This window comes from Arthrobacter silvisoli (assembly GCF_003369445.1).
Classification (GTDB): domain Bacteria; phylum Actinomycetota; class Actinomycetes; order Actinomycetales; family Micrococcaceae; genus Arthrobacter; species Arthrobacter silvisoli.
On sequence record NZ_QRCU01000018.1, the window covers coordinates 60769 to 82473 of the forward strand.

General features: G+C 64.9%; 14 protein-coding genes and 1 pseudogene. 8 read left to right on the forward strand and 7 right to left on the reverse strand.

All coding sequences use genetic code 11. The features are described from left to right. The first annotated feature begins 72 nt into the window (after positions 1-72). The 3 genes from tcuA (at position 73) to DWV11_RS04240 (ending at position 2923) form a co-directional block, all read left to right on the forward strand. Complete coding sequence (tcuA, locus tag DWV11_RS04230) at positions 73-1536, forward strand: FAD-dependent tricarballylate dehydrogenase TcuA (protein ID WP_115787641.1); 1464 nt, start codon at positions 73-75, stop codon at positions 1534-1536. Between the two features lie 43 nt (positions 1537-1579). Further along, positions 1580-2215 carry a GntR family transcriptional regulator gene (locus DWV11_RS04235; RefSeq protein WP_115787642.1) on the forward strand — a complete coding sequence of 212 codons (636 nt, stop codon included), beginning with the start codon at positions 1580-1582 and terminating at the stop codon, positions 2213-2215. Positions 2216-2575: 360 nt separating this feature from the next. Continuing rightward, positions 2576-2923 (forward strand): hypothetical protein, encoded by a 348-nt coding sequence (locus DWV11_RS04240; RefSeq protein ID WP_115787643.1) that lies wholly within the window; start codon positions 2576-2578, stop codon positions 2921-2923. A 360-nt stretch (positions 2924-3283) separates the two neighbouring features. On the opposite strand, the gene fdhF is transcribed toward DWV11_RS04240, so the two are convergent. From fdhF to DWV11_RS04255, 4 genes and pseudogenes are all read right to left on the reverse strand, one after another. Further along, positions 3284-5977 carry a formate dehydrogenase subunit alpha gene (gene fdhF / locus DWV11_RS04245; protein WP_115787644.1) on the reverse strand — a complete coding sequence of 898 codons (2694 nt, stop codon included), beginning with the start codon at positions 5975-5977 and terminating at the stop codon, positions 3284-3286. Continuing rightward, positions 5974-7242, reverse strand: coding sequence for an NADH-ubiquinone oxidoreductase-F iron-sulfur binding region domain-containing protein (locus DWV11_RS04250; protein WP_245953437.1), 1269 nt, complete (start codon positions 7240-7242; stop codon positions 5974-5976). Before DWV11_RS04250 ends, fdhF begins: the two co-directional genes overlap by 4 nt. 30 nt (positions 7243-7272) lie before the next feature. After that, positions 7273-7629: pseudogene (locus DWV11_RS20335) on the reverse strand (NAD(P)H-dependent oxidoreductase subunit E); the annotation flags it as partial. Positions 7630-7871: 242 nt separating this feature from the next. Continuing rightward, a complete protein-coding gene (locus DWV11_RS04255; RefSeq protein ID WP_115787646.1) occupies positions 7872-9848 on the reverse strand; it encodes an APC family permease in 1977 nt (658 codons plus the stop codon). Positions 9849-10362: 514 nt separating this feature from the next. Between DWV11_RS04255 and DWV11_RS04260 the strand changes: the two genes are divergently transcribed. Genes DWV11_RS04260 through DWV11_RS04270 form a run of 3 tightly spaced genes read left to right on the forward strand, consistent with a single transcriptional unit; the run spans position 10363 to position 14166 of the window. Further along, entirely contained in the window at positions 10363-11565 is a 1203-nt protein-coding gene (locus DWV11_RS04260) for a hydantoinase/oxoprolinase N-terminal domain-containing protein (RefSeq protein ID WP_245953425.1), read from the forward strand. Next, positions 11562-12644 carry a DUF917 domain-containing protein gene (locus DWV11_RS04265; protein WP_115787648.1) on the forward strand — a complete coding sequence of 361 codons (1083 nt, stop codon included), beginning with the start codon at positions 11562-11564 and terminating at the stop codon, positions 12642-12644. The genes DWV11_RS04260 and DWV11_RS04265 overlap by 4 nt, the downstream gene beginning before the upstream one ends. After that, positions 12637-14166, forward strand: a complete 1530-nt coding sequence (locus DWV11_RS04270; RefSeq protein WP_245953426.1) for a helix-turn-helix domain-containing protein — start codon at positions 12637-12639, stop codon at positions 14164-14166. The genes DWV11_RS04265 and DWV11_RS04270 overlap by 8 nt, the downstream gene beginning before the upstream one ends. A gap of 83 nt (positions 14167-14249) precedes the next feature. Here DWV11_RS04270 and DWV11_RS04275 read toward each other — a convergent pair whose 3' ends face one another. From DWV11_RS04275 to DWV11_RS04285, 3 genes are read right to left on the reverse strand one after another with little or no spacing between them, the layout of a single operon-like run. After that, positions 14250-15248: a zinc-dependent alcohol dehydrogenase family protein gene (locus DWV11_RS04275; protein ID WP_115787650.1), complete on the reverse strand. Its 999-nt coding sequence runs from the start codon at positions 15246-15248 to the stop codon at positions 14250-14252. Next, a complete protein-coding gene (locus DWV11_RS04280; RefSeq protein ID WP_245953427.1) occupies positions 15245-16096 on the reverse strand; it encodes an aspartate/glutamate racemase family protein in 852 nt (283 codons plus the stop codon). Before DWV11_RS04280 ends, DWV11_RS04275 begins: the two co-directional genes overlap by 4 nt. Then, positions 16093-17382: an MFS transporter gene (locus tag DWV11_RS04285; RefSeq protein WP_245953428.1), complete on the reverse strand. Its 1290-nt coding sequence runs from the start codon at positions 17380-17382 to the stop codon at positions 16093-16095. The genes DWV11_RS04280 and DWV11_RS04285 overlap by 4 nt, the downstream gene beginning before the upstream one ends. A 559-nt stretch (positions 17383-17941) precedes the next feature. On the opposite strand from DWV11_RS04285, the gene DWV11_RS04290 reads away from it, so the two are divergent. Then, a complete protein-coding gene (locus DWV11_RS04290; protein ID WP_115787651.1) occupies positions 17942-19993 on the forward strand; it encodes a hydantoinase/oxoprolinase family protein in 2052 nt (683 codons plus the stop codon). Positions 19994-20004: 11 nt separating this feature from the next. Then, on the forward strand, positions 20005-21678 hold the full coding sequence (locus DWV11_RS04295; RefSeq protein WP_115787652.1) for a hydantoinase B/oxoprolinase family protein: 1674 nt from the start codon (positions 20005-20007) through the stop codon (positions 21676-21678). Positions 21679-21705 lie beyond the last annotated feature (27 nt).

A 21705-nucleotide genomic window follows, 5' to 3' on the forward strand; every position in this document is an offset into this window, starting at 1 on the left:
CGTCATTCCCTATTACACAGGTCGGCATACGTATGTATACAATCGTGTACAGCGATGGAGCTGAGGAGATGGATGATGATCAGAAGCGACGTTTTGGTGGTTGGCGGCGGCAACGCCGGATTTGCGGCAGCACTTGCAGCCGCCGAGCGCGGACGCAAAGTCGTCCTGCTGGAAAAGGCCCAGGAAGCCGCATTGGGCGGCAACAGCTTCTTCACCGCCGGCGCCACCCGCATCTCCCATGATGGGCTCGAGGAACTCACCGAATTTGTGGAACCTGATGAGCGGCACGCCGTCAGCGAAGTCCCCGCCTACACCGCTGACGAATACCTTGCGGATCTGTCCAAAGTCTCTGAAGGGCGCAACGACCCCGAGTTGTCCGCGGTCTTGGTCAGCGAAAGCAACCCGACTTTGCGCTGGCTTCAGGGCATGGGACTCAAATATCGCCTCATGTATGAGCGCCAGGCGTACCGGACCCAGGATGGAGGGTATCTGTTCTGGGGCGGACTGCACGTGGGCAACGTGGGCGGCGGCAAAGGACTCATAGCCGACCACCGGGCCGCGGCGGAACGCATGGGCGTGGAGGTCATCTATGGTTGCGCAGCCACCGGACTCATCCAGGAGGACGGCCGCGTGTGCGGGGTCCGTTACCGCACCTCATCCGAAGAAGGCGAGCTCCGGGCTGAATCGGTCATCATCGCTTCCGGAGGTTTCGAAGCCTCGCCTGAGCTGCGGCGCCGGCACCTGGGCGAGGGGTGGCAGAACGCGAAAGTACGCGGCACGCCTGGCAACACGGGGGAGATGATCCTCGCCGGCCTCGATGCCGGGGCGGCCAGGGGAGGCGATTGGTCCACCTGCCACAGCGTGGCCTGGGACGCCTGGCACCCGGAGAACGAGAGCAACCTTGAACTCACCAACCAGCTCACCCGCGGCGGTTACCCGCTGGGCATCGTGGTGAACAGTGAGGGCAAGCGGTTTGTGGACGAGGGAGCCGACTACCGCAACTACACTTACGCGAAGTACGGTCGCGACATCCTTGCCCAGCCTGGGTCGAGCGCGTTCCAGATCTTTGATGCCTCTTCCCGTCCCATGTTGCGGGCGGAGGAATACGACATGCCGGGCGTTTCGGTGGTCACCGCGTCGACTCTCGCCGAGCTGGCCCGGAAAGCCGGCATCAGCCCGGAGGGCCTGGAGGAGACGGTCCAGAACTTCAATGATTCGATCATTGAGAGTGCGCCGTTCGACCCCAACGTCAAAGACGGACGCCGCGCTGACACCCAGCCCCCGAAGAGCAACTGGGCCCGCGGCATAGCCTCCGGCCCGTTCTACGCCTTCCCGGTTACCTGCGGCATCACCTTCACTTTCGGAGGCCTGAAGACCGATACCTGGGGCCGCGTCCTGAGCGAGAACGGGGGGCCGATTGAAGGGCTCTACGCCTGCGGTGAAGCCTTGGGTGGCCTGTTCAGCGGAAACTACCCCGGTGGCTCCGGGCTTGCAGCAGGTGCAGTCTTCGGACGCCGGGCAGGGTCAATCGCCTAGAAGGCAACGCTGCAGTCCCGACAAGCAACGGAAAAGAGGAAAAGTGGCCAGTCCCATCCATCAGCGGCTTCGCGAAGATGTTCTCGCCGGTGTCTTTGCTCCTGACGAGCCGCTCACGGAGGCCAAGCTCACCGAGCGGTACGGCACATCCAGAACACCCGTGCGGGAGGCGCTCCAGCGGTTGGAACAGGACGGGCTCGTCGAACGGCGCGGCAAAGCAGTGGTTGTCCGCACGCATTCGGCTGAGGAGATCATCGACATCTACGAGTCGAGGATCGTCCTGGAACAGGCCGCCGCTGCGAAGGCCGCCGTCAAGGCAACCGCCTTGGACCACCAGTTGCTCAGGGCGCTGCTGCTGCAGATGCGGCAATTGGATGCCGGCGACGGTCGGGTGCTTGCGGAAACCAACAGAGCCTTCCACGCCCAGCTTTGGCACGCCACGCACAGCCCATCGCTCATCGGACTGCTGGAACGACTGGATCAGCAGGTACGTCGGTACACGCTCACCACGCTGACCTATCCGGGCAGGTGGCCGGTGGTGCTGGCGGACTACGCCGAACTGCTGGCCGCCGTCGAGGCCCGGGACCCGCAGCGCGCGGGGGAGATCGCCGCCCGCCACATGTCGGACGCCTTGGGCATCAGGTTGAAAATGTACGCTGAGGACCCTAGGACGCTCTAGGTCGTACCCGCGACCCAGGGTTGTCCCCAACCGAGCCCGCCGGCCGATGTTCCTGCATACTCCATCGCAACAGGTAACCCGAAAGTCGGGCGCAGGACATGGGTCGGCGCAGAGGTGGGCCAGGCTCAAAAAGAACCTGGCCCACCTCGCATTTCAAATTCTTAGCCGTGTCCCGGTGCCGATCTCAAGAAACCCGAGCCTGATTGTGCCAACTTCATTGGAGCCCACCATGACGGGCCGTACGATACCCACCTGAGAGGCGCTTCGAGGACCTTGGCCTCTGTCCTCTTTAGCGGTCGCGCTCTTAGCGTGAGGCGTGGGGAAGTGGTGGCAGCATCGGTTCGGAGGAAGGTTGCCGTGATGCGTTGGGATCTGGGGTTTGCGGGGTTGACGGTCCTTGCCGGCATGTCGCTCGTGTTCGGGATGGTCGCTCATCTGATCATCGGCAGGACGGCGATGCGGTGGGTTTGGCTCATCGCAGCGGGGGCGTACTTCATTGCGGGGCTTCTGGTCAGCGAAGTGTGGTTCGGCTGGGCCACCGGTGAGGAGCTTCAGCCCAACATCGATGGCCTGTCGTTCGACGAAGTGAATCTGGTCACCTTGTTCGGCATCATCGCGGCCGTGGTCCTCAGGTACCTGCTCCGCAGGAAAGGGCCGTCCTCCGGAGCTCCCGGCGATGTGCACAAGCGCCCTCGACAGGGCATCTAGGGGCCCTTGTTCGTTGCGGTATTCAGGGACGTGCCATCCGGGAGCGACCGGGATCCGATGGCGTGCCATTGTGCGACTCGGCCCGGAGGATCGCGATGCCGGGGATGAGGAGCCAGAGGCTGTGGAGCCCGCCGGTGACGGCGCTGATGTAGGCGGATCGCTCGCGGGATTGCCGCCGTTTATCAAGGTCTGGAGGAAGTCATTACCTGCGTAGACAGCGGGAACCGCGACCAGGTTGAGGACCGCGACGAAGTAGCCCGCCCAGCCGAGCGGCCGAGACATCGGTGGGCAGGCTGACGGCGGTCGAGGGCAGGCTGTCGGCGGTCGGCGCGTTCTGTCGGCTCTTGCTGGTTCTGCCTTCTAGTGTGCGGGGGCAATGTTGTCGTCGCCTGTCCTGAGGGCCCGGAGGCCAACAGCGGTGATCTTGTATTCGGGGCAGCCGGTTGCTTCGTCTTCGTGCTGGGAGGTGAGGCTGTTGACGGCTGCATCGGGGAAGTGGATCGCGGTGAAGAGCTGGCCGGGCTGGATGTCATCGGTGATGTTGGCAGGGAGGACGGTGCGCCCGCGGCGGCTGGTGACTTGGATGAGGTCCCCGGTCGTGATTCTCATGGCGGCTGCGTCCTGCGGCGCCAGGTCAAGGGTTTCCCGAGGGAGGAGGCTGATGTTGGGGGTGTCTCTGGTCATGCTGCCGGTGTTGTAGTGTTCGGCCCGCCGGCCCGTGATCAGCAGGAATGGGTATTCCGGGCCGGGCTCCTCGCCGGGGGGCAGGTAGGGGCGTGCCGCGAACCGCGCCCGGCCGTCCGGAGTGGCGAAGCGTTTGGTGTAGAGCCGTGGAGTTCCCGGGGACCCGGTGTGGCAGGGCCAATGCAACGCGCCTTCCCGGTCCAGGCGGTCATGGCCGATGCCTCCGAACAGTGGGGCCAGGGCCGCGCATTCGGCGAGAGCCTCGCTCGGGGTAGGACATCCGAGCGGGCTGCCCATGGCGGCGGCGACGCCCTGCAGGATATCGAAGTCGCTCCGTGTCCCCTCGGGTGCGGGAACCGCCGGACGGACGCGCTGGATACGGCGGTCGAAGTTGGTGAATGTCCCGTCCTTCTCCGGCCAGGCGGCGACGGGGAAGACAACGTCGGCGGCCTTCGCGGTGGGCGAGAGGAACATGTCATTGCAGATGACCAGGGGGCATGCATCCAGGGCCGCCCGCACGGCGGAGCTGTCGGGGTCGGTGGTGAGCACGTCCTCGCCGATGATCCACAGGGCTCTGAGGGCCCCGTTGCGTGCTGCGGCGAGCATCTGGGGGATCCTGAGCCCGGGGGTGCTGGGGACGGTTGCATGCCATGCCTTGCTGAAGCCCGCACGCACTGCTGGGTCGGCGACAGGCTGGTACCCGGGCAGCTGGTCCGGCAGCGCTCCCATGTCGGAGGCGCCCTGGACATTGTTCTGTCCGCGGAGCGGGTTTATCCCTCCGCCTGCTCCCGGTCCGACAGCCCCGCGCAATAACGCGAGGTTGGCCAGGGACCGCACCCCGTCGGTTCCGTGGAGGTGCTCGGTCACGCCAAGCCCATAGAAGACCATTGGGCCCCGCGCCTTGCCGTAGATCCGGGCGGCGGCGGTGAGGTCCGCGGCAGGCACGCCCGAGATCTCCTCCACCGCTTCCGGTGTATACCATGCGACTGTCTCGGCCATCTCCTCGAATCCGCTGGTGTGGGCGCGGATGAAGGTGTGGTCGGTGAGCCCGTCCCGGATGAGCACGTGGGCGAGGGCGTTGAAGACGGCCACGTTGGTGCCCGGCCGCGGGGCCAGGTGGACGTCTGCGTGGCGGGCCAGCCGTGTCCGGCGAGGATCGATGACCACGAGCCGGGCGCCGTTCAGCACGTGTTCGAAGATGCGCGATCCGACGACGGGGTGGGCGTCGGTCGGATTCGCCCCGACGACCATAACGGCGTCGCAGCCGTCGAGGTCCTCGAAGGGATTGGTTCCCCCGGCGAGCCCGAAGGCTGCGGTGAGGCCGGCGGCCGAAGGAGCGTGGCAGAGCCGGGAGCAGTTATCGATGCTGTTGGTGCCCATGACGGTGCGGGTGAACTTCTGGGCAAGATAGTTCTCTTCGTTGGTCGCCCGGGCGGAGGAGATCATGCCGAACGCGTCCGGGGCTGAGACGCGGACGGCCTTGAGCCGTTCGGCGACGTATCGGATGGCTTCGTCCCACGATGCTTCACTGAGGGTTCCCGCGCGTCGGATCAGCGGGGTTACGAGCCGGTCGGACGAGCGGAGGAACCCATGAGAGAACCTGCCTTTGACGCAGGCGTGACCCCGGTTGACCGAGCCATCTGCAACGGGGCGGACGGTGGCAATGTCCCCGTCCCTGCTTGTGATGTCGAGTGTGCACCCGACCCCGCAAAACCCGCAGGTGGTCCGGGTGGTCGTCTCCAGCGGACGGGCATCGAGCAGACCCGGCTCCGACAACGCCCCCGTCGGGCAGGTGTCCACGCAGGCCCCGCAGGCCACACAGTCCGAATCCACCCAGGCCCCGCCCGTTCCGGGCGCCACCACAGTGTCAGCACCGCGCCCGACCAAGGTGAGGGCGAAGGTACCTTGGATTTCGGTGCAGGCACGCACGCACCGGCCGCAGGCGATGCACAGGTCGCGGTCGAGCTTGACATACGGGTGCGAGCGGTCAACCCCTCGTACCGGCAGCAGCTGAACACCCGGGGGCGCGGTGACACCGTGGGTGGCGCACTCCCGTACCAGCTCGCTGCGGTCGCCGGGCACGTCCAAGGCTCGTGCGGGCAGGCCCGCCACGATCGCCCCCAGCGCCTGCCGCCGCAGGGGTACCGTGCCTGCAACGGCGACGATGCACCCTTCGCTAGCGGGCGTGCTGCACGCTGCGACCACACCGTGGCCCGATACCTCCACGAGGCAGGTCCGGCATGAAGCCGCTGCGCTGAGCCGGTCGTCGTGGCACAGGGCGGGCACGTGCAGCCCCGCCGCACGGACGGCGTCCAGGATGGTGGCCCCGGCCGGAAGATCGACAGGGATGCCGTCAACGCTGACCTTCATCCCGTCCACCCGTCCAGTCTGTAGACCCGGGCGAGGCTGCGCACGGCGGCCGGCACGCGCCGTCCGAACGCGCACAGGCTGCCCACGGCCATGGTGTCCAGCACCTGCGTTCTCGACGCCCGGGTTTCCTGCGTGCCGGGCAGCGCAGCCAGCACGCGTCCGCGGCGTGAGCCGACCCGGCACGGGGAGCACTGGCCGCAGCTCTCGGAGTCCGCGAACTCCCAGAGGTTGCCCAGGACCTGACCGCCCGAGACGCTCTGGTCAAAGGCGACGATCCCGGCATGGCCCAGGGCTGCGCCGTGCCCGGCCAAGGCCGAATCGGTCAGAGCCACGTCCAGATCCTCCGGACTGAGGAAACCTCCCAGCGGCCCCCCGAGCTGCAGGGAGCGCAGCTCCGACCCTGTGCGGAGGCCGCCCCCGAGGTCTTCGACCACCCGCCGGACCATGGTCCCGGTCTCGACCTCGTAGGCTCCTGGCCGGGCGAACCGCTCCGACAGGCACACCACGATCGTCCCGGACTCCCCGGCAACGCCCATCCGGGCATACGCGGCCCCGCCATGCCGGATGATCCACGGCAGCGCGGCGAGGGTCTCGACGTTGTTGACCACCGTGGGCCGGCCCGCCAGACCAGCCTCGGTCGGGTATGGCGGCCGTGCCCTCACCGCCCCGCGGAGTCCCTCAAGGCCGTTCAGCAGGGCCGTCTCCTCCCCGGAGACGTACGAGCCAGCGCCCTCCGCAACACCCACCTCCAGAGTGAATCCGCTGCCATGGACACCCTCGCCGAGATGGCCTGCGACCTCTGCTTCCCGGACTGCCTCCCGCATCCGGGCGACCGCGCGCGGATATTCCGAGCGGACGAACACCACACCTTTGCCTGCGCCCACTGCGAAACAGGCCAGGGCCAGCCCCTCGAGAACCCGGTGCGGGTCCTCCTCCATCAGCAGCCGGTCCACGAACGAGCCAGGATCGCCCTCGTCCCCGTTGGCCACCACCACCCGAGGACCCTTGTGGTCCAAAGCGGAACGCCACTTCAGGGCCACAGGGAACCCCGCACCTCCGCGGCCCTTGAGTCCGGCCGCTTCGACCTGCCCCAGTACCGTGCCCGGATCGGCGGCCGCCACAACCTCCGGCCACACCGACCAAGGCTGCGAGAGGCCGAGCAGACCGGCCATCACCACCGGCTCGCGGCTGTCACTGTGCCAGGGGATCCCGGGGTCGAGCCGGGGAGCGCGGCCGAGCAACTGGTCCACGTCATCGGCTCCCACACAGGCCTCATTCCCGTCGAGAGCAGCGGGAGCGGCATAACAGTAACCCAGGCAGTGCACTGTTTGGACCGATGTGCCAGCCTCCGCGCCGAGCGCTTCGCGAACTTCTTCCACATGGGATCCGGCTGTCGCCGCGAAGCACGCGGCCGCCCCGCAGACACGAACATGGCGCAGCTCCCTGGGCGCGGAAAGGTCAGAGAAGAACGAGGCCGGACCCGCCACGGCGGCTGCAGGGAGGCCCAATCCGAGGGCAACAGCCGTGGGCGGATCGCCGCCCCGCAGGCGCTCCCGCGCATTGTCGATCGGCCGATTGAAGCGGTCCGCATACCGGCGGAACCTATCCTCGCCGACCGTCTCCGGTCCCGCCTTCGGCTCCTGCTCTTGCATAGACTCAACCTTCCCGCCCCGTGTCAGCCATTTTCAAGAGCCCCGTGGCCCGGTTTTCCCACCGGCCCGCCACAGACCGCCGACGCCCTGAACGTTGCCGCCCGTCAGGCCTCGAGGTTCCGGACCGGGCAGCCGAGGAAACGTTGACAGGTAGCGTCGGGGGAGGGAGCCAGGCGCCCGCCCCCATGTCTCCGGTTCGGGAACCGTTTTGCACCTTCGTTGTCCCCGTACGGGAATGACCCCTAGCCCACGTGGACCCATGGTCGTCGGGTGACGTCCGCTTCGGCTTCGCGGAGGACTTCGCGGGTGACGGGGGCGATTTCGCCTTCGCCGAGGAAGAGGAACTTCAGGAGGTTGACTATGGGGTTGCCCTCGGTCCAGCGGAAGTAGATGTGCGGCATCAGTCCGGTTACGTCCCGGATGTGCAGGAGGACCGAGGCGATCGTGTTGGGAACGACAGGGCCGTGGACATCCAGGATCTGGTAGCCGTGCCGGGTGATGCCGCGGACTTCCAAGGCTGTTTCGAAGTCGGAGGAGTCATCGACGGTGACTTCCAGGAAGATGGCCTTGTGTTCCAGGGGCAGGTGGCTGACCTCGATCGCGGAGGTGAGTTTCTGTCGGTATGCCTCGGCGCTGATGCGGAGCGGCTCGTGGGCAATGATGGAAATGGGCCCCACAAGGTCGGTGGACATGAACTCCAAGGCGGCCCGGTCCATGTGGACGTGGGTGGCGTGCAGTTCAAAGGAGCGCCGGACCCGGGAGAGCAGGGAGAGCAGGATGATGCCGAGGATGAAGAACACTGCGATCCGGATGCCTTCGGGCCGTTCGATGACATTGGCGATGGTCGTGTAGATGAAGACGACGGCGATGGTGCCGAAGCCGATCGTGCGTCGTGGCTGTTTGTTGCGGCGGGCCGAGAGGGTCACGGCGATGGCAGCGGAGGTCATCAGCACGAGAACGCCGGTGGCGTAGGCGCCGCCTTGGGCATCGACGTCGGCGTCGAAAAGGAAGGTGATCAGGAACGCTATGAGGGTGAACACCAGCACGAGGGGCCGCACGGCCCTGGCCCATTCCGGGGCCATGCCGTACCGGGGGAGGTATCTCGGCACGAGGTTGAGCAGCCCGGCCATCGCGGAGGCGCCGGCAAACCAAAGGATGGCGATCGTGCTGATGTCGTAGACGGTACCGAACCCGTTCCCGAGGTACTCATGCGCCAGGAGCGCCAGGGCACGGCCGTTGGCTTGGCCGCCTGGCTGGAACTCCTGTTCCGGGATCAGGACGACGGTGATGAAGCTGGTGGTGATGAGGAAGGCGCTCATGATCACCGCGGCGCTGGTCAGGAGCCGGCGAGTCCCTTTGATGCGTCCTGCGGGCCGCTCCTCGGTGTCCGCGGCGCTGCCCCTGATCTGCGGCATGACGGCGACCCCGGTTTCGAAGCCGGACAAGCCGAGGGCCAGTTTGGGGAAGACGATCAGGGCGATGGCGATGACCATCAGCGGGTCGCCGTGTGAGGTGGTGAGGGACTGCCACCAATTGCCCACGGCTATTGGCTGGGTGAACACTTCGAACAACGTCACAGCCACGACCACGACGTTCAAGCCCAGGTAGAGCACGACAAGTGCGACGGCGACCCCGATGGCTTCCTTGAATCCGCGAAGGAACACCGCGGCCAGCAGTGCCAGCAGGAACAGCGTGAGCAACACGTTTTGGCCCTGCAGCCAGCCCGGCATGAAGGGGTTCTGGATCGCGTGGGCGGTGGCGTCGGCGGCGGACAGGGTCATGGTGATCATGAAGTCCGTGGCGGCGAACCCGAGCAGCACCAGTACCAGCAGCTTCCCGCCCCAGCGGGGCAGCAGCTTCTCGAGCATCGCGATCGACCCTTCACCTCGCGGGCTTTCCCCGGCCACGCGGCGGTAGACGGGCAGCGCTCCAAGGAGCGTCACGGCGATGAGCACGAGGGTCGCCAGCGGAGAGATCACGCCCGCGGCCAGGGCCGCGATGGCCGGCTGGTAGCCGAGGGTTGAGAAGTAGTCGACACCTGTGAGGCACATGACCTGCCACCAGGTGTGTTTCTTCAGGTGGGCATCACTGACGGCACCCGGTCCCTGGTGGATTCCCCGGGCGTCCTGGAGGCCGAACAACAACCAGCTGCGGAAGGCGGCGCCGGGACCGGGCCGTGAAGCCGATGGATCCGCCGGGGGACGGCTCAGCGTGGTCATGTCAGCCTTTCCTGGCGGGACACCATGCCCCGGTCACTGCCGACGGTAGCACCGGCGATCACCCGTGCGGCCGGGTTGCCGGAATCCTTGATGCTTCCTTAACGGCCTCCGGATCCGGGGCCCTTATCGAGGTTGCCACTGCGGGTCATCCGTCGCTTCACCATGGCGACGGGCCGATGCTCCTGCTGGCAGCGGCCGGGCTTCCCACGCACTCCGTGTTTCAATTGGCTCAGACGCTGCTCGGTCACTTCGCGGTACGCACTTATGCGTGGAGGGCAGCGGGGACATTGAACCGCACCCCATTGGATGACGGCTGGTAGTTGACTGTATATACATGGAAGATATTCACGACCGAAGGTACTCACCGTTTGGCAGACGCCAGGCAGGAAGCTGAACAATGCGAGTAGGACTGCGGCTTCAGGGAACCAGCTGCCGGGCCGTTGTATTGGATGGGCGGAATGTAGTTTCCGCCCCTCGGGAGGTGCTCGCGGGCAGCTTGCCGGAAGCTTTGGATTTGTCCCTCTCAGGGCTCCGCCGAGAGTTCGGCTCGGGCATCACGGAGATCACTGCCGACGTCGGGCGGGTCCTGGCGGAGCGGAAACTGTCCGACGTGGTGGCCATCCGCATTTCGCCCCGTCCCCCCGCGGATGCCTTCCACATGACCGTGCTGCCACCCCTTGTTGAGCCTGCAGTGACACGGACGGTGCATGTCCGCGGGGGGCACGACCTGCGGGGACGACCCCTGGCCCGGTTGGACCTGGAGGCGTTCCTGGCCGATCTTCCTGGCATCCTTGCCGGTGACGTACGGAACGTGGCGATCACGTCCGTGGGTTCGACGGCGTCAACGGACCATGAAACCCGTATAGCCGATGCCATCCTCAGCCACGACAGAGACCTGCGGATCAGTATTTCCAGTGACTTCTATTCCAGTGTTTTCCGGGACCGCGACTACACGGCCATCCTTAACAGCGCCCTGATGGAGACAGGGGAAGAGCTGGCTGCGATGCTTGAGGAGGCAGGCCGGCGGCAGTTCCCTGCCGCCCACCTGTCGTTTGCGAAGAACGACGGCGGCCGCGCACCTCTCGCACGCCTGACCGTGGCGCCGGTCCATGGGTTGCGCGCCGAGCCCGCGATGGGAATCCTTGGCGCGGCCACGTTGGCGGGAATCCCCGAGGGGGAAGTCATTCTCTGCCTGGAGGCCGGGGCCACGGTGGGCCACACCCGCGGAGGCCTGCCGGTCGCCCGAAGCCTCATTCGTCAGGGATTTGACGCAAGCCTCGCCAGTAACGCCGCCATTCTCGAGCCGTACACTGTCCACCACCCGGTTCGCACCGAAATCCCCTCCGTGATTGCCGACCTCCGCGAGTCGCAGGAGAGCGCGCTGCCTTTCGGCCTCGTGCCGACTCTACCGGCGGTGCAGGACGCCGCACTGGTGGGATGTGCCGCGGCGCCGCTGACGGCCTGGATTGACAGGCTCGAGACCGTCAGCGGCCGGGTTGACCTGAAACGCGTACAGAACCTCGCCGAAGAGGACGCCCACTCAGCGGCGGTCCAGCTAGGCGCCAGCCCCGGGCAAACCCGCATCCTTGAATCGAACGTCTACGCCATGCCCTACGGCAATCCCGGAATCGTTCGAATCCGGGTCCAAGCGGCGGGAGAAACGTCGGCCGACGACGAAGGCTTGCTGCACGCAGGCGCGCGGGGAACCACCCCGTGAGTACCGTACTCACCACGGAGGACATCCGGAACCTCCGCACAGGGGCCCACTTCCTGACCTGCACCATCGACCCGACGGCCATCTACATCTACGCTGAGATGATTCAACGGGCGATGGAGGACCGGTCATTGGAACTCATCACCGTCGACGAGCTTGCTCCCGACGATCTGGTGGTGGCTGTCGGAATGGTAACGCAGGGCCTTTTCATCGCCGACATGCCTCCCGTGGGCGATGAGTTCCTCGGCTGCATCCGTGCCATCGAGGCCAGCCTTGGCCGGTCGGTGCGGGCGATCTATTCGCTCGCCGCCGCCAACATCAACGGAATCGTCCCCCTCATGGTGGGCCTGCAATCCTCGCTGCCCGTCATAGATTCCGACCCCATGGGCCGCGTCTTCCCCTTGATCAGCCAAACGACGCTGAATATCGGCAACGTGCCGATCGGCCCCATAGCGCTTATGGGGGTAACCGGAGAACGGGCGGTTGTCGAGGTCGAAAGCCCGCAAAGGGCTGAAACCCTGGTGCGTGCACTGGTGACCGAACTGGGCGGCTGGGCAGCCACCGCCATGTACCCGTGTTCCGCGCAACAGCTGAAGGAGCATGGCGTCCACGGCTCCATCAGCCGGATGATCCGGATCGGGCAAATCCTCAACGCGAACACCCCGGTTGAGAAAAAGCTCTTGATGCTCGCTGAGTTCCTCGGCACGACGCGCATCGCCCGGGCCCGCGTGAGCCACATCGAAAGCCTCTCCCGGCCCACCGACCTCGGCCTGCCGGCGCAGCCGTCGAGCGTAACGCTCGACGACGAAACCACCGGACGAATCATCCGTCTTGAAATCCAGAATGAGATCCTGCTGGTCCTCGTGGACGGCGCAGTAACAGCAGCCGTCCCGGACATGGTGACCCTGCTCAATTCCGAGCAGGGCACAGTGGTCAACATCGACGACGTCCAGGTGGGTGACGTCATCGACATAGTGAAGATCACGGCAGCGGCGCAGTGGTACACGGAGGCGGGGCTGGATCTCACCGAGCCGAAGGCCTTCGGCATTCCGATCGGGCATCCGAGGCGGCGACATGCGTAGACCGAAAAATGAAAACCGGCTCGATGTCGCCGGGTTGTTGGCGCATGGCTCCCTCCGTGGCACTACGCCTCTATATCTCACCCCATCCAGCGCGCTGATAGAAAGCGTTGTTCTCGTCTCCCAGCTTGAGGCAATCCGGCAGGTGCGGCCCAATACCGTGGTGGTCCTCTCAGCGGAGATGGGATCAGGAGGCTGGCTGGTGTCCGCGGCACTGCGACACGCGTGGGAGCGGCGGGCCAGCGCCGTCGTCGTGGCCGGCAGCACGTATGCGAGCGCAGCGGTCGGATTGGCGCAGCGGTTGGGCATCACCCTTCTGGCCGCCGACGGGGACCCGGCAGCACTTGCTCTGGCACTGGCGGCTGAGATCGGAGCCGCCCTGTCGGTGGTCGATGCGGAACTGGCCAGGGTTGCCCGCACAGTCGCGAAGGACACCACACTCGGCGATGTCCTCAAGACCATTTCCGGGGAACTGGACGGGTTCGGAGTTTCACTTGAGTACGACGGCGTGGTTCTGGCCTCCACCGGAATGCCTCCACGGGAGACTGATGAAGTCATCACCGTGGAAGTCGGCGGGGCCAACAGCGCCGTCCGCTTCACCCTCACGGCCCGCGTGCCCGTTTCCGGCGTCCACAACCTGCGGCTGGTCCGCTCAATCCTCGAGGTAGCCACCCCCGCGGTGAAGGCTGCCTGGCTGTTGGAGGACCTGCTCAGCACTGCCCGGGCCGTTCCCACGGCAGCGATCGCCGGGCTGGACCAGGACCCAGCCGGGTCAGGCGCGGAGTTCGAGGAAAAACACAGACATCTGCTGAACCAGTTGGGCTGGCGCGAAGGGGAGTTGTACGTGGCCGTGTGGTTCCGCGGCGGGCGAGTGCAAGACCATCGGCCCGAGCTGACGGCCGTGTTACGCCTGCTCTGGCGCAAGGTCACATTACGCAGTCCCTTGGCTGAGGTTGAGGGCGGTTGGCTGACGCTCGTGCCGGCGGGGGATCAGGACACCTCGACCCAGCTCGAGAACCGAATCAGAACACGTCTGGGGCCAGCTCTTGCCGAGCTCGGCCTGGTGGCAGGATTGTCCCGATGGCAGGAGGATACCCCGGCGCTGGCTTCGATCGTGCGTGAGGCGCGGCTGGCCGCTGAATCCGTCCGGTCAACGGGGCCCGGCACGGTTCTGGGTTTCGCCAGCCTCGGGGTGGCCGCTGCCACGGGCTTCGTCAACATGGACGCCGTCGCGCTTGTTGCAGAACTATCACTGCCGCGACTGATGACCTCCCCTGACCGCGACGTGATCATGACCGCAGTGGCCGCCTTCCTCGATCACCGCGGCTCAGTCAGCCTCGCTGCGAACTTCCTCAACCTGCACCGGAACACCCTGCAGGCCCGGCTTAACCGGGCGCGGGAACTCGGTGTCCCGCTTGATAACCCCTCTGAGCTGCTGTCCGTCCACCTCATCGCCCATGTGCTGCGGCGATCCATGCCAGACCAGGCCAACGCTCCAGCGTCCACCTCCGACAGCAGTCCGTGACGGCGTGGTCCATGCTTGAGCCCGACACCCCGGGTCCGTGCCCGCCGGACTGTTCCGCGGGCACGGATCCAGGCGCGTCAGGGCTAGTTTAATTCGACGACAATCTTTCCTGACTGTTCGTTCGACTCCATGTAGCGGTAGGCCTCGAGCACCTGGTCGAAAGCAAAGACCCTGTCGACTCTGGGCCGCAGGGCCCCGGAACTAATCCGCTCGAGGATGAAGTCGACACCTCGCTGCCGTTCATCGGCTCGTCCGACGTGGTTGAACATTGAGTATGGGTGGAAAACCGATTGGGTCCTGCACATTGCGGCCATAGGGATAACGGGCTGCAAATCGCTCAGGGTTCCGTATCCGAAAATGACGGCATTGGGTGCGAGGTGATCGACGTAGGTGCCGAGGGACTCTCCTCCGACAGGATCGAATGCGACCCGCACGCCTTTGCCGTCGGTGGTGCGGTCGATGACCTCGCCGAGGTCATCGACTCCCACGAGGGCCACTTCGTTTGCGCCGGCCTCGAGGAGGAGCGATCGCTTCTTCTCCGACCGTGTCGTCGCGACGACCTTCGCACCCAGTGCTCGTGCGATCTCGATGGCGCCAAGCCCGGCCGAACTGGCGCCGGCAGTGACGAGCACTGTGTCTTCGCGTCCGAGATTGGCTGCCTCCGCGAAGGCAAAGTAGGAAGTGAGATATTGCATCCAAACAGAGCAGGCCTGGGCATCCGAAAGCTCCGGTGGAGCGAGGGTCAGGTAGTCTGCCGGTAGGACGGCTGTTGTTCCCTGCACGCCGTCCGTTGTAGTGAAGAAGGGAATGCTCGTGACGCGGTCGCCGATCTTGAAAGCGGTGACGTTCTTGCCGATCTCGGTGACGGTACCCACTGCCTCGGACCCGATGCGCGAGGGGAACACCGGGATGGTGTAGTGCTCTCCGTGGATGAACATCAGATCTGCCCGGTTGAGGGCGAATGCTGCGACGTTGATGCGGACATCGTTTTCGCCGACGTGACGTGGAGAAGCAGCTTCGACGGTCAGCACTTCGGGGCCGCCTAACTTGCGGAAGACAACCGCGGATTCCGGCTTGCTCATCGCTGGACCAGCGAGCGGTCGGTCAACGCGGACGCCGGAGTCATTGACACCATGTGCTTTGGCTCGAGAGCAGGGAAGAACCGCTGGCGCTCTTGGGCTGTAGGCCCGTCATAGCCCAGGCGCTTGCTGTGCGTCCAACCGAACCGACGAACCGAGTCGACGAGTTGCTCAGCGTGTTTGAGCGGCGCCACAGTCGCGTCGATCACAGGCACGCCGATTTCCTCCTGAACCGTTCGGAAGAATCCGAATTCGGCCGTGCAGCCGAGGATGACGACGTCTGCGCCGTCCTGCTCGACGGCCTTGCGGGCTTCGGCCATGATCCGCTTTTCGGTGAATGCAGGGTCCGCCTGGAAGTCATCTACGCCCATCTCGAGCACGCGCCATGAGGCAAGACGCTCTGATGCGCCGCAGCGATGGACGTTCTCGGCCATCTCCGGAATCCATTTTTTCCGTCCGACGAGGATGGAGAACCGCTCGCCCAGACTTCCGGCGATGCTCAGCGCCGAGTGCGCCGGGCCTACAACCACCATGCGATCGGTGATTTCGCGTGCCGCGCGCAGCGCCGGGTCGTAAAAACAACCGATGACGCAGGCGTCATACCCTTCTTCTTCCGCCCACCGCACCGTTCGCAACAACTGTGGAAGCATGAGTGCCTCGAAAGCGTTGTATTCAACGTGGGAGGGGCCTTCTCCGTCAAGGGAAACGACATCAACTTCGGTGCCGGGACGGACTATCCGGCGGAAGGAATCCGCCATCGCGTGGTTGTACGCATCAGTGAAGAGCGGGTTGATCCACAGGATTCGCGCGCGCTCCGACAGAACGTCGAGGGTGTCGGTGGGGGTGATCATTCCAATTCACTTCCTTCGGTTTCGGGCAAGAACAGGCCGAGGATGACCGTGGCAAACAAGAACATGTTGATAAACAGAATCGTCGAGGTGGCTCCCGTGGCCGAGGCCAGGAGGAAGCCGACGAGACTCGGTGCGACCGTATTTGCAACGCGCTGACCGAAAATCCCGAACCCGTACCCTGAGCCACGAAGGGCCGAGGGATAGAACTCACCCATCCACGTGTCCCAGACACCCCAGGCTCCCAGGGCGAAGAACGCCAGAGAAAACATGCCGAGATACATCTCGGCCTCGGTTGAGGCTGTCGCGAAGAAGAAACCGCCGCCAGCCGCGGCGAGGACGTAGGCCGTGAAGATCCATTTGCGGCCGAAGCGTCCGGTCAGATAGGAGGCCGTCATGTATCCGGGGATCATGAGGACCGCGCTCAGGGCGATGAAGGAAAAGCTTGATGAAGCGCTCAGTCCTCGCCCTTCAAGCAGGGTCGGCATCCACGATTGAAGTCCCCAGTAGCCCCAGGAGAAGGTGAAGTTGATGAGGACTTGAATGACCGTGATCCGGCCCATCCTCCCCTTGAAAAGGCCCCAGATGGACTGCTTCTTACCGTCCGACACGGTGAGAATGGTGCCACGGGAGATGCCGCGTGCTCCCAGCTGGCCGAGGACATCATGCGCGTCGTCGTTCCGCCCCCGCCTCGCGAGCCAGTACGGAGATTCCGGAACGACCTTGTACAGAACGATGCCCCACAGGCTGGCAAATGCGCTGGCAGCAATAACCCAGCGCCAGCCGTGCCCGCCGATCAGCGCAGCGGTGCCGAGGGCGGCCAGGATACCAATCGGCCACCCTGCGGCCAGATAGACCGTGGCCCTTCCGCGGGCCTTGACCGGGAGCAGCTCTTCAAAGTAGGGGAAAGTCACGGTGAAGACGCCGGAGAACAACAGCCCGGAGACGAAGCGAGCCGCCGACAGGGTCTCAAAGTTCGGTGCGAAGCAACTCAGGAGCGTGAAGACGCCATAACCGGCGAAGCTCCATGCACACGTTGCTTTCCTGCCGATCCGGTCAGAGATGGGCCCCCAAACTATTGACCCGGGGATCATGCCCAGGAAGAGCGCCGAGATGGCGATGCCTACCTGTGTCATGCCGACCTGCAGGTTAGTGGCCAGATCACCAGCAACGTAGGTGAGCATCAACATCTCCCAGGCTTCGATTGCGAAAGCGAAGAAGAGGACCGCGCAGATCTTGAAGTGGATGGACCCGAAAGGCATGTCGCGGAACGCGTGCCCGACGGCCATGGAGCGAGGCGGGCTTGCGGTCCCGGGCGGTTGCGCTGAAATGAGTGGGTCGATATGGGACATGACTTGACCTCCGAAATATTGAACGGGATAAGGAGTACACGCAGCGTTTCTGTGCACGGAGAACAGTCCGGATATCAAGGAATTCACCTCGGAGCAGCTCACCCGAGCTTCCACTCGGAGCGGCTCTTCCTGGCCTCCCGCGAGTGATTGCAATCACACTACAAACGGGGAGCATCCAGGCGGTGTTCACTTTGCACTTTCTTGATCCGCCCGTTTGGGCGTAAAGCACTACCCCTCTCAAACCGCACCCCGAGTGCAGGGGCAAAAAGGCCTTTGCCTTCTTCGGGATAAGGAGAGGCTCTCTATTGGCCGCTCTTGTTTTGCCTCTTGGGCTGGAGAAGCCGCCGGCCTCGACAACTCCGGTGTCCACACGGCACTGTTATGCACTCTGCCCAACTGGCTGCAGCCCAATCATGCAGTATGCCCACCAACGTGGTTGGCGCCGTATGTACCGTGATCTTCCACACACAACCTTCCATTCCATGAGGAGATACACATGCCGAACTACAGGGTGTCGATGGATATCGGCGGAACCTTTACGGACATCGTGGCGTACGATCAGGACGCCGCAAGCTACGTGGCTACGAAAGCGTCAACGACGCCGGGAAACCTGAGTGCCGGAGTCATCGCAGGCCTCGAATCGATAGTTGATGATCTATCGGACATCGAGTTCCTGGTCCACGGCACCACCCAGGGCCTGAATGCGTTCCTTGAACGTCGTGGGGTTCCCGTGCTGCTGCTGGCAACCGCCGGCATCGAAGATACCTATCACATCGCCCGCGGCCCCCGCCTTGAGCTCTACAACGCCCAGTACCGCAAGCCTGCCCCGCTTGTTGAACGCAAGGACGTCATCGGCGTCGGTGGCAGGCTGGACAGCCAAGGCCAGGAGCTCCGGCCCTTGGACGAACTGGCGGTCCGCCAAGCGGCGCGCCGGGCAGTCGAGGAGGGCTACGGCGCCGTCGCCGTTGCGTTCCTGTTCAGTTACAAGAACCCCTCGCACGAGCTCAGGGCCCGGGAAATCCTGATCGAGGAACTCGGGGAAGAATTCACAATCTCCCTCTCGCACGAAGCAGCCAAGGAATGGCGCGAATACGAACGCACGTCCTCCGCCGTCGTCGAGGCTTACACAGGTCCGGTCGTACGCAACTACCTCCTGGACTTGGAAGAGAAGCTCGCTGAACGGGGAGTGGAAGCCCCGTTGCATATCATGCAGTCCTCCGGCGGCGTGCTCACCGCCGAGTCCGCCCGTAAGCGCCCGCTGCAGACACTGCTTTCCGGCCCCGTCGGCGGTGCGATGGGCGATGTCGAACTGGCCGGCGTCTCCGGAAACCGCAACCTCATCGGTGTGGACATGGGCGGCACATCCTTTGACGTTTCCTTGGTGGTCGACGGCAAGCCGGACGTCTCCACGGAAGCCCACCTTGAAGGCCTGCCGATGCTCATGAGTGTCGTGAACATCCACACCGTCGGCGCTGGCGGCGGCTCCGTCGCGTGGCTCGAAGCCGGCGGCCTCCGGGTGGGACCGCGTTCCGCGGGGGCCAACCCCGGACCCGCCTGCTACGGCCGCGGCGGGACGGAACCCACGGTAACCGACGCCAACCTGGTGCTCGGGCGAGTCGACCCCGACTGGTTCGCCGGCGGACAGGTCGCCCTGGACCGCGAAGCCGCGATAACGGCCCTGAAAACAGTCGGTGACCAGCTCGGCCTGGACCCCATCGCCATGGCCGAAGGCATCTGCGATGTCGCCAACTCCCAGATGGCCCAGGCCATCCGGACCATCACCATCTCCCGCGGCATCGAACCCCGCGACTTCGCCCTCGTTGCCTTCGGCGGAGCCGGACCCATGCACGCCGTTTTCCTCGCCAAGGAACTCGGCATTCCGGAAACGGTCGTTCCCCGCTTCCCCGGAGCCTTCTCGGCCTGGGGCATGCTGCAAACCAACATCCGTAAGGACTTTTCCGAGCCCTACTTCTACCTCGACGAAGACATCGATGGGGCAGATATGGCCGGCATCCTGCGCTCGATGGAAGTCGAAGGCCTGTCGTCACTGGTCTCGGAAGGGGTCCCGGAGGAAAGCCGCACCACGACGGCGTCCGTGGACGTCCGTTATCAATCCCAGGAGTTCTCCCTGAACGTTCCCCTGACCTCCGCCGACGAACCCGAGTCTGCGGACTTCGTCGCCAACCTCGCTGTCCGCTTCTCCGCGATGTACCACGAGCGCTACGGCCACTCCAACCTCGGTGCCCCGATTGAAATCGTCACGCTGCGCACACAGGCCGTCGGCGACCTGGGACGGCTGGAAGCTCCCAGTTACGTCACCGCAACGGGCCCGGAGTTCAAGCACGAAGTCCGCCGGGTGATCTTTGACCACATCGAGCAGGACACCATCGTGGTCCGCCGGGACGACCTCGGCGCCGGCCACACGTTCGAAGGACCGGCCATCATCGTGGAGCAAACCGCCACCACGGTGGTTCCCCCCGGGTTCAATGTCAAGGTCGACGAGCTCGGCTCGCTGGTCATCCGCTCTGAAGACGTCGAAGGAAACTGAGGTACCAAAAAATGACAATTGCAGCAGTCAAGACCCTGGATCCCGTTACCGTGGAAATCATCCGCAACGCGCTCACCAGCGCCGCGGATGACATGAACGCCACCCTGATCCGTTCCGCCTACTCACCCATCCTCTACGAGGGCGGGGACTGCGTCGTGGCCCTGCTGGACACCGAACACCGCGTGCTCGGGCAGTCCGCCGGCCTGCCGCTGTTCCTGGGCAACCTCGAAACCTGTTCCATCGCTGTGGAGGAGATGTACGGCCGCGCGGTCTGGCAGGAAGGCGACATCTGGATCCTCAACGACTCATACCTGGGCGGCACGCACCTGAACGATGTGACCCTGTTTGCGCCGATCTTCGACGACGGGGCGGTGGTCGGATTCGCGGCCACGCGTGCGCACTGGATGGATATGGGATCCAAGGATGTCGGCGGCTCGATGGACTCGACGGACATCTTCCAGGAAGGCTTCAGGATGGGGCCGGTCAAGCTCGTCGAAGCCGGAATCGAGACTTCGGTTGTGGAGCTGATCCGGACCAACGTGCGCTTCCCCTACCAGACCATCGGTGACATGCACGCGATGATCGCAGCCCTCCGGATGGGGACCACCCGGATGAAGGAACTCGTGGACAGGTACGGGATGGAGCAACTGGATGCCGCCCGGGATGAGATCTTCCGCCAAACCGAGGAAATCGAGCGCGCGACCGTCCGCAACATCCCGGACGGGGTCTACGAAGCCGAGGGCTTCCTGGACAACGACGGCATCGATTTGGACACTCCCATTCCGATCAAGCTGCGGATCACCGTGGCCGGCGACACCGTGGACTTTGATGTCACCGGATCGGCTGACCAGACCATGGGTCCGGTCAACTGTGGCGCCGCCCAGGCCGTCTCGGCACTGCGCGTGGGCTACAAACTCCTCATCAGCCCGGAATCCAACTCCAATGGCGGTTCCTTCCGGCCAATGACCACCCAGGTGCGTTCCGGCTCAGTGCTGGGCGCCGTGACGCCGGCCCCGTGCCAGTGGTACTTCTCCCACCTTGGCCTGCTGATCGACCTCGTCTCCAAGGCGATGGCCCCTGCCATGCCGGAGCGCGTCGCCAGCGCCAGCCATGGTGACTCAATGATCATCACCGCCGCCGGATTCGACACCCGCTTCGGCCGGAACTTCGTCACCATGGAAGCAACCCTGGGCGGCTGGGGTGCATGGCAGGGCACCGATGGTGAATCAGCCATGATCAATAACGTCAACGGCTCCCTCAAGGACCTGCCCATCGAGATGCTGGAAACCCGCTACCCGTTCCGGATCAACGAGTACTCCATCCGCCCCAACTCCGGAGGACCCGGGCAGTACCGCGGCGGCAACGGCGTGGTGCGCGAATACGAGTTCCTGGCCGACTGCGTGGTGGGGCTCTGGTTCGAACGGTCGAAGACCCCCGCCTGGGGGCTCTTCGGCGGATCAGACGCGAAGGGCCCGGAGGTTGTGATCAACCCCGGCCGCGCTGATGAGGTCCGCACGCTGAAGGCGAACGCCCGCAAGGTCAAAGCCGGCGACGTCGTCCGCCTCGCCGTGGGAGGCGGCGGCGGCTTCGGAGAAGTCTCCAAGCGCTCCCGCGAGGACATCACTTATGACATCGTCAACGGGTTTATCACCGAGGACTTCGCCAAGTCGCACTACGGCTACTAGACACCGCCGCCAGCTGATGGGTTGCCA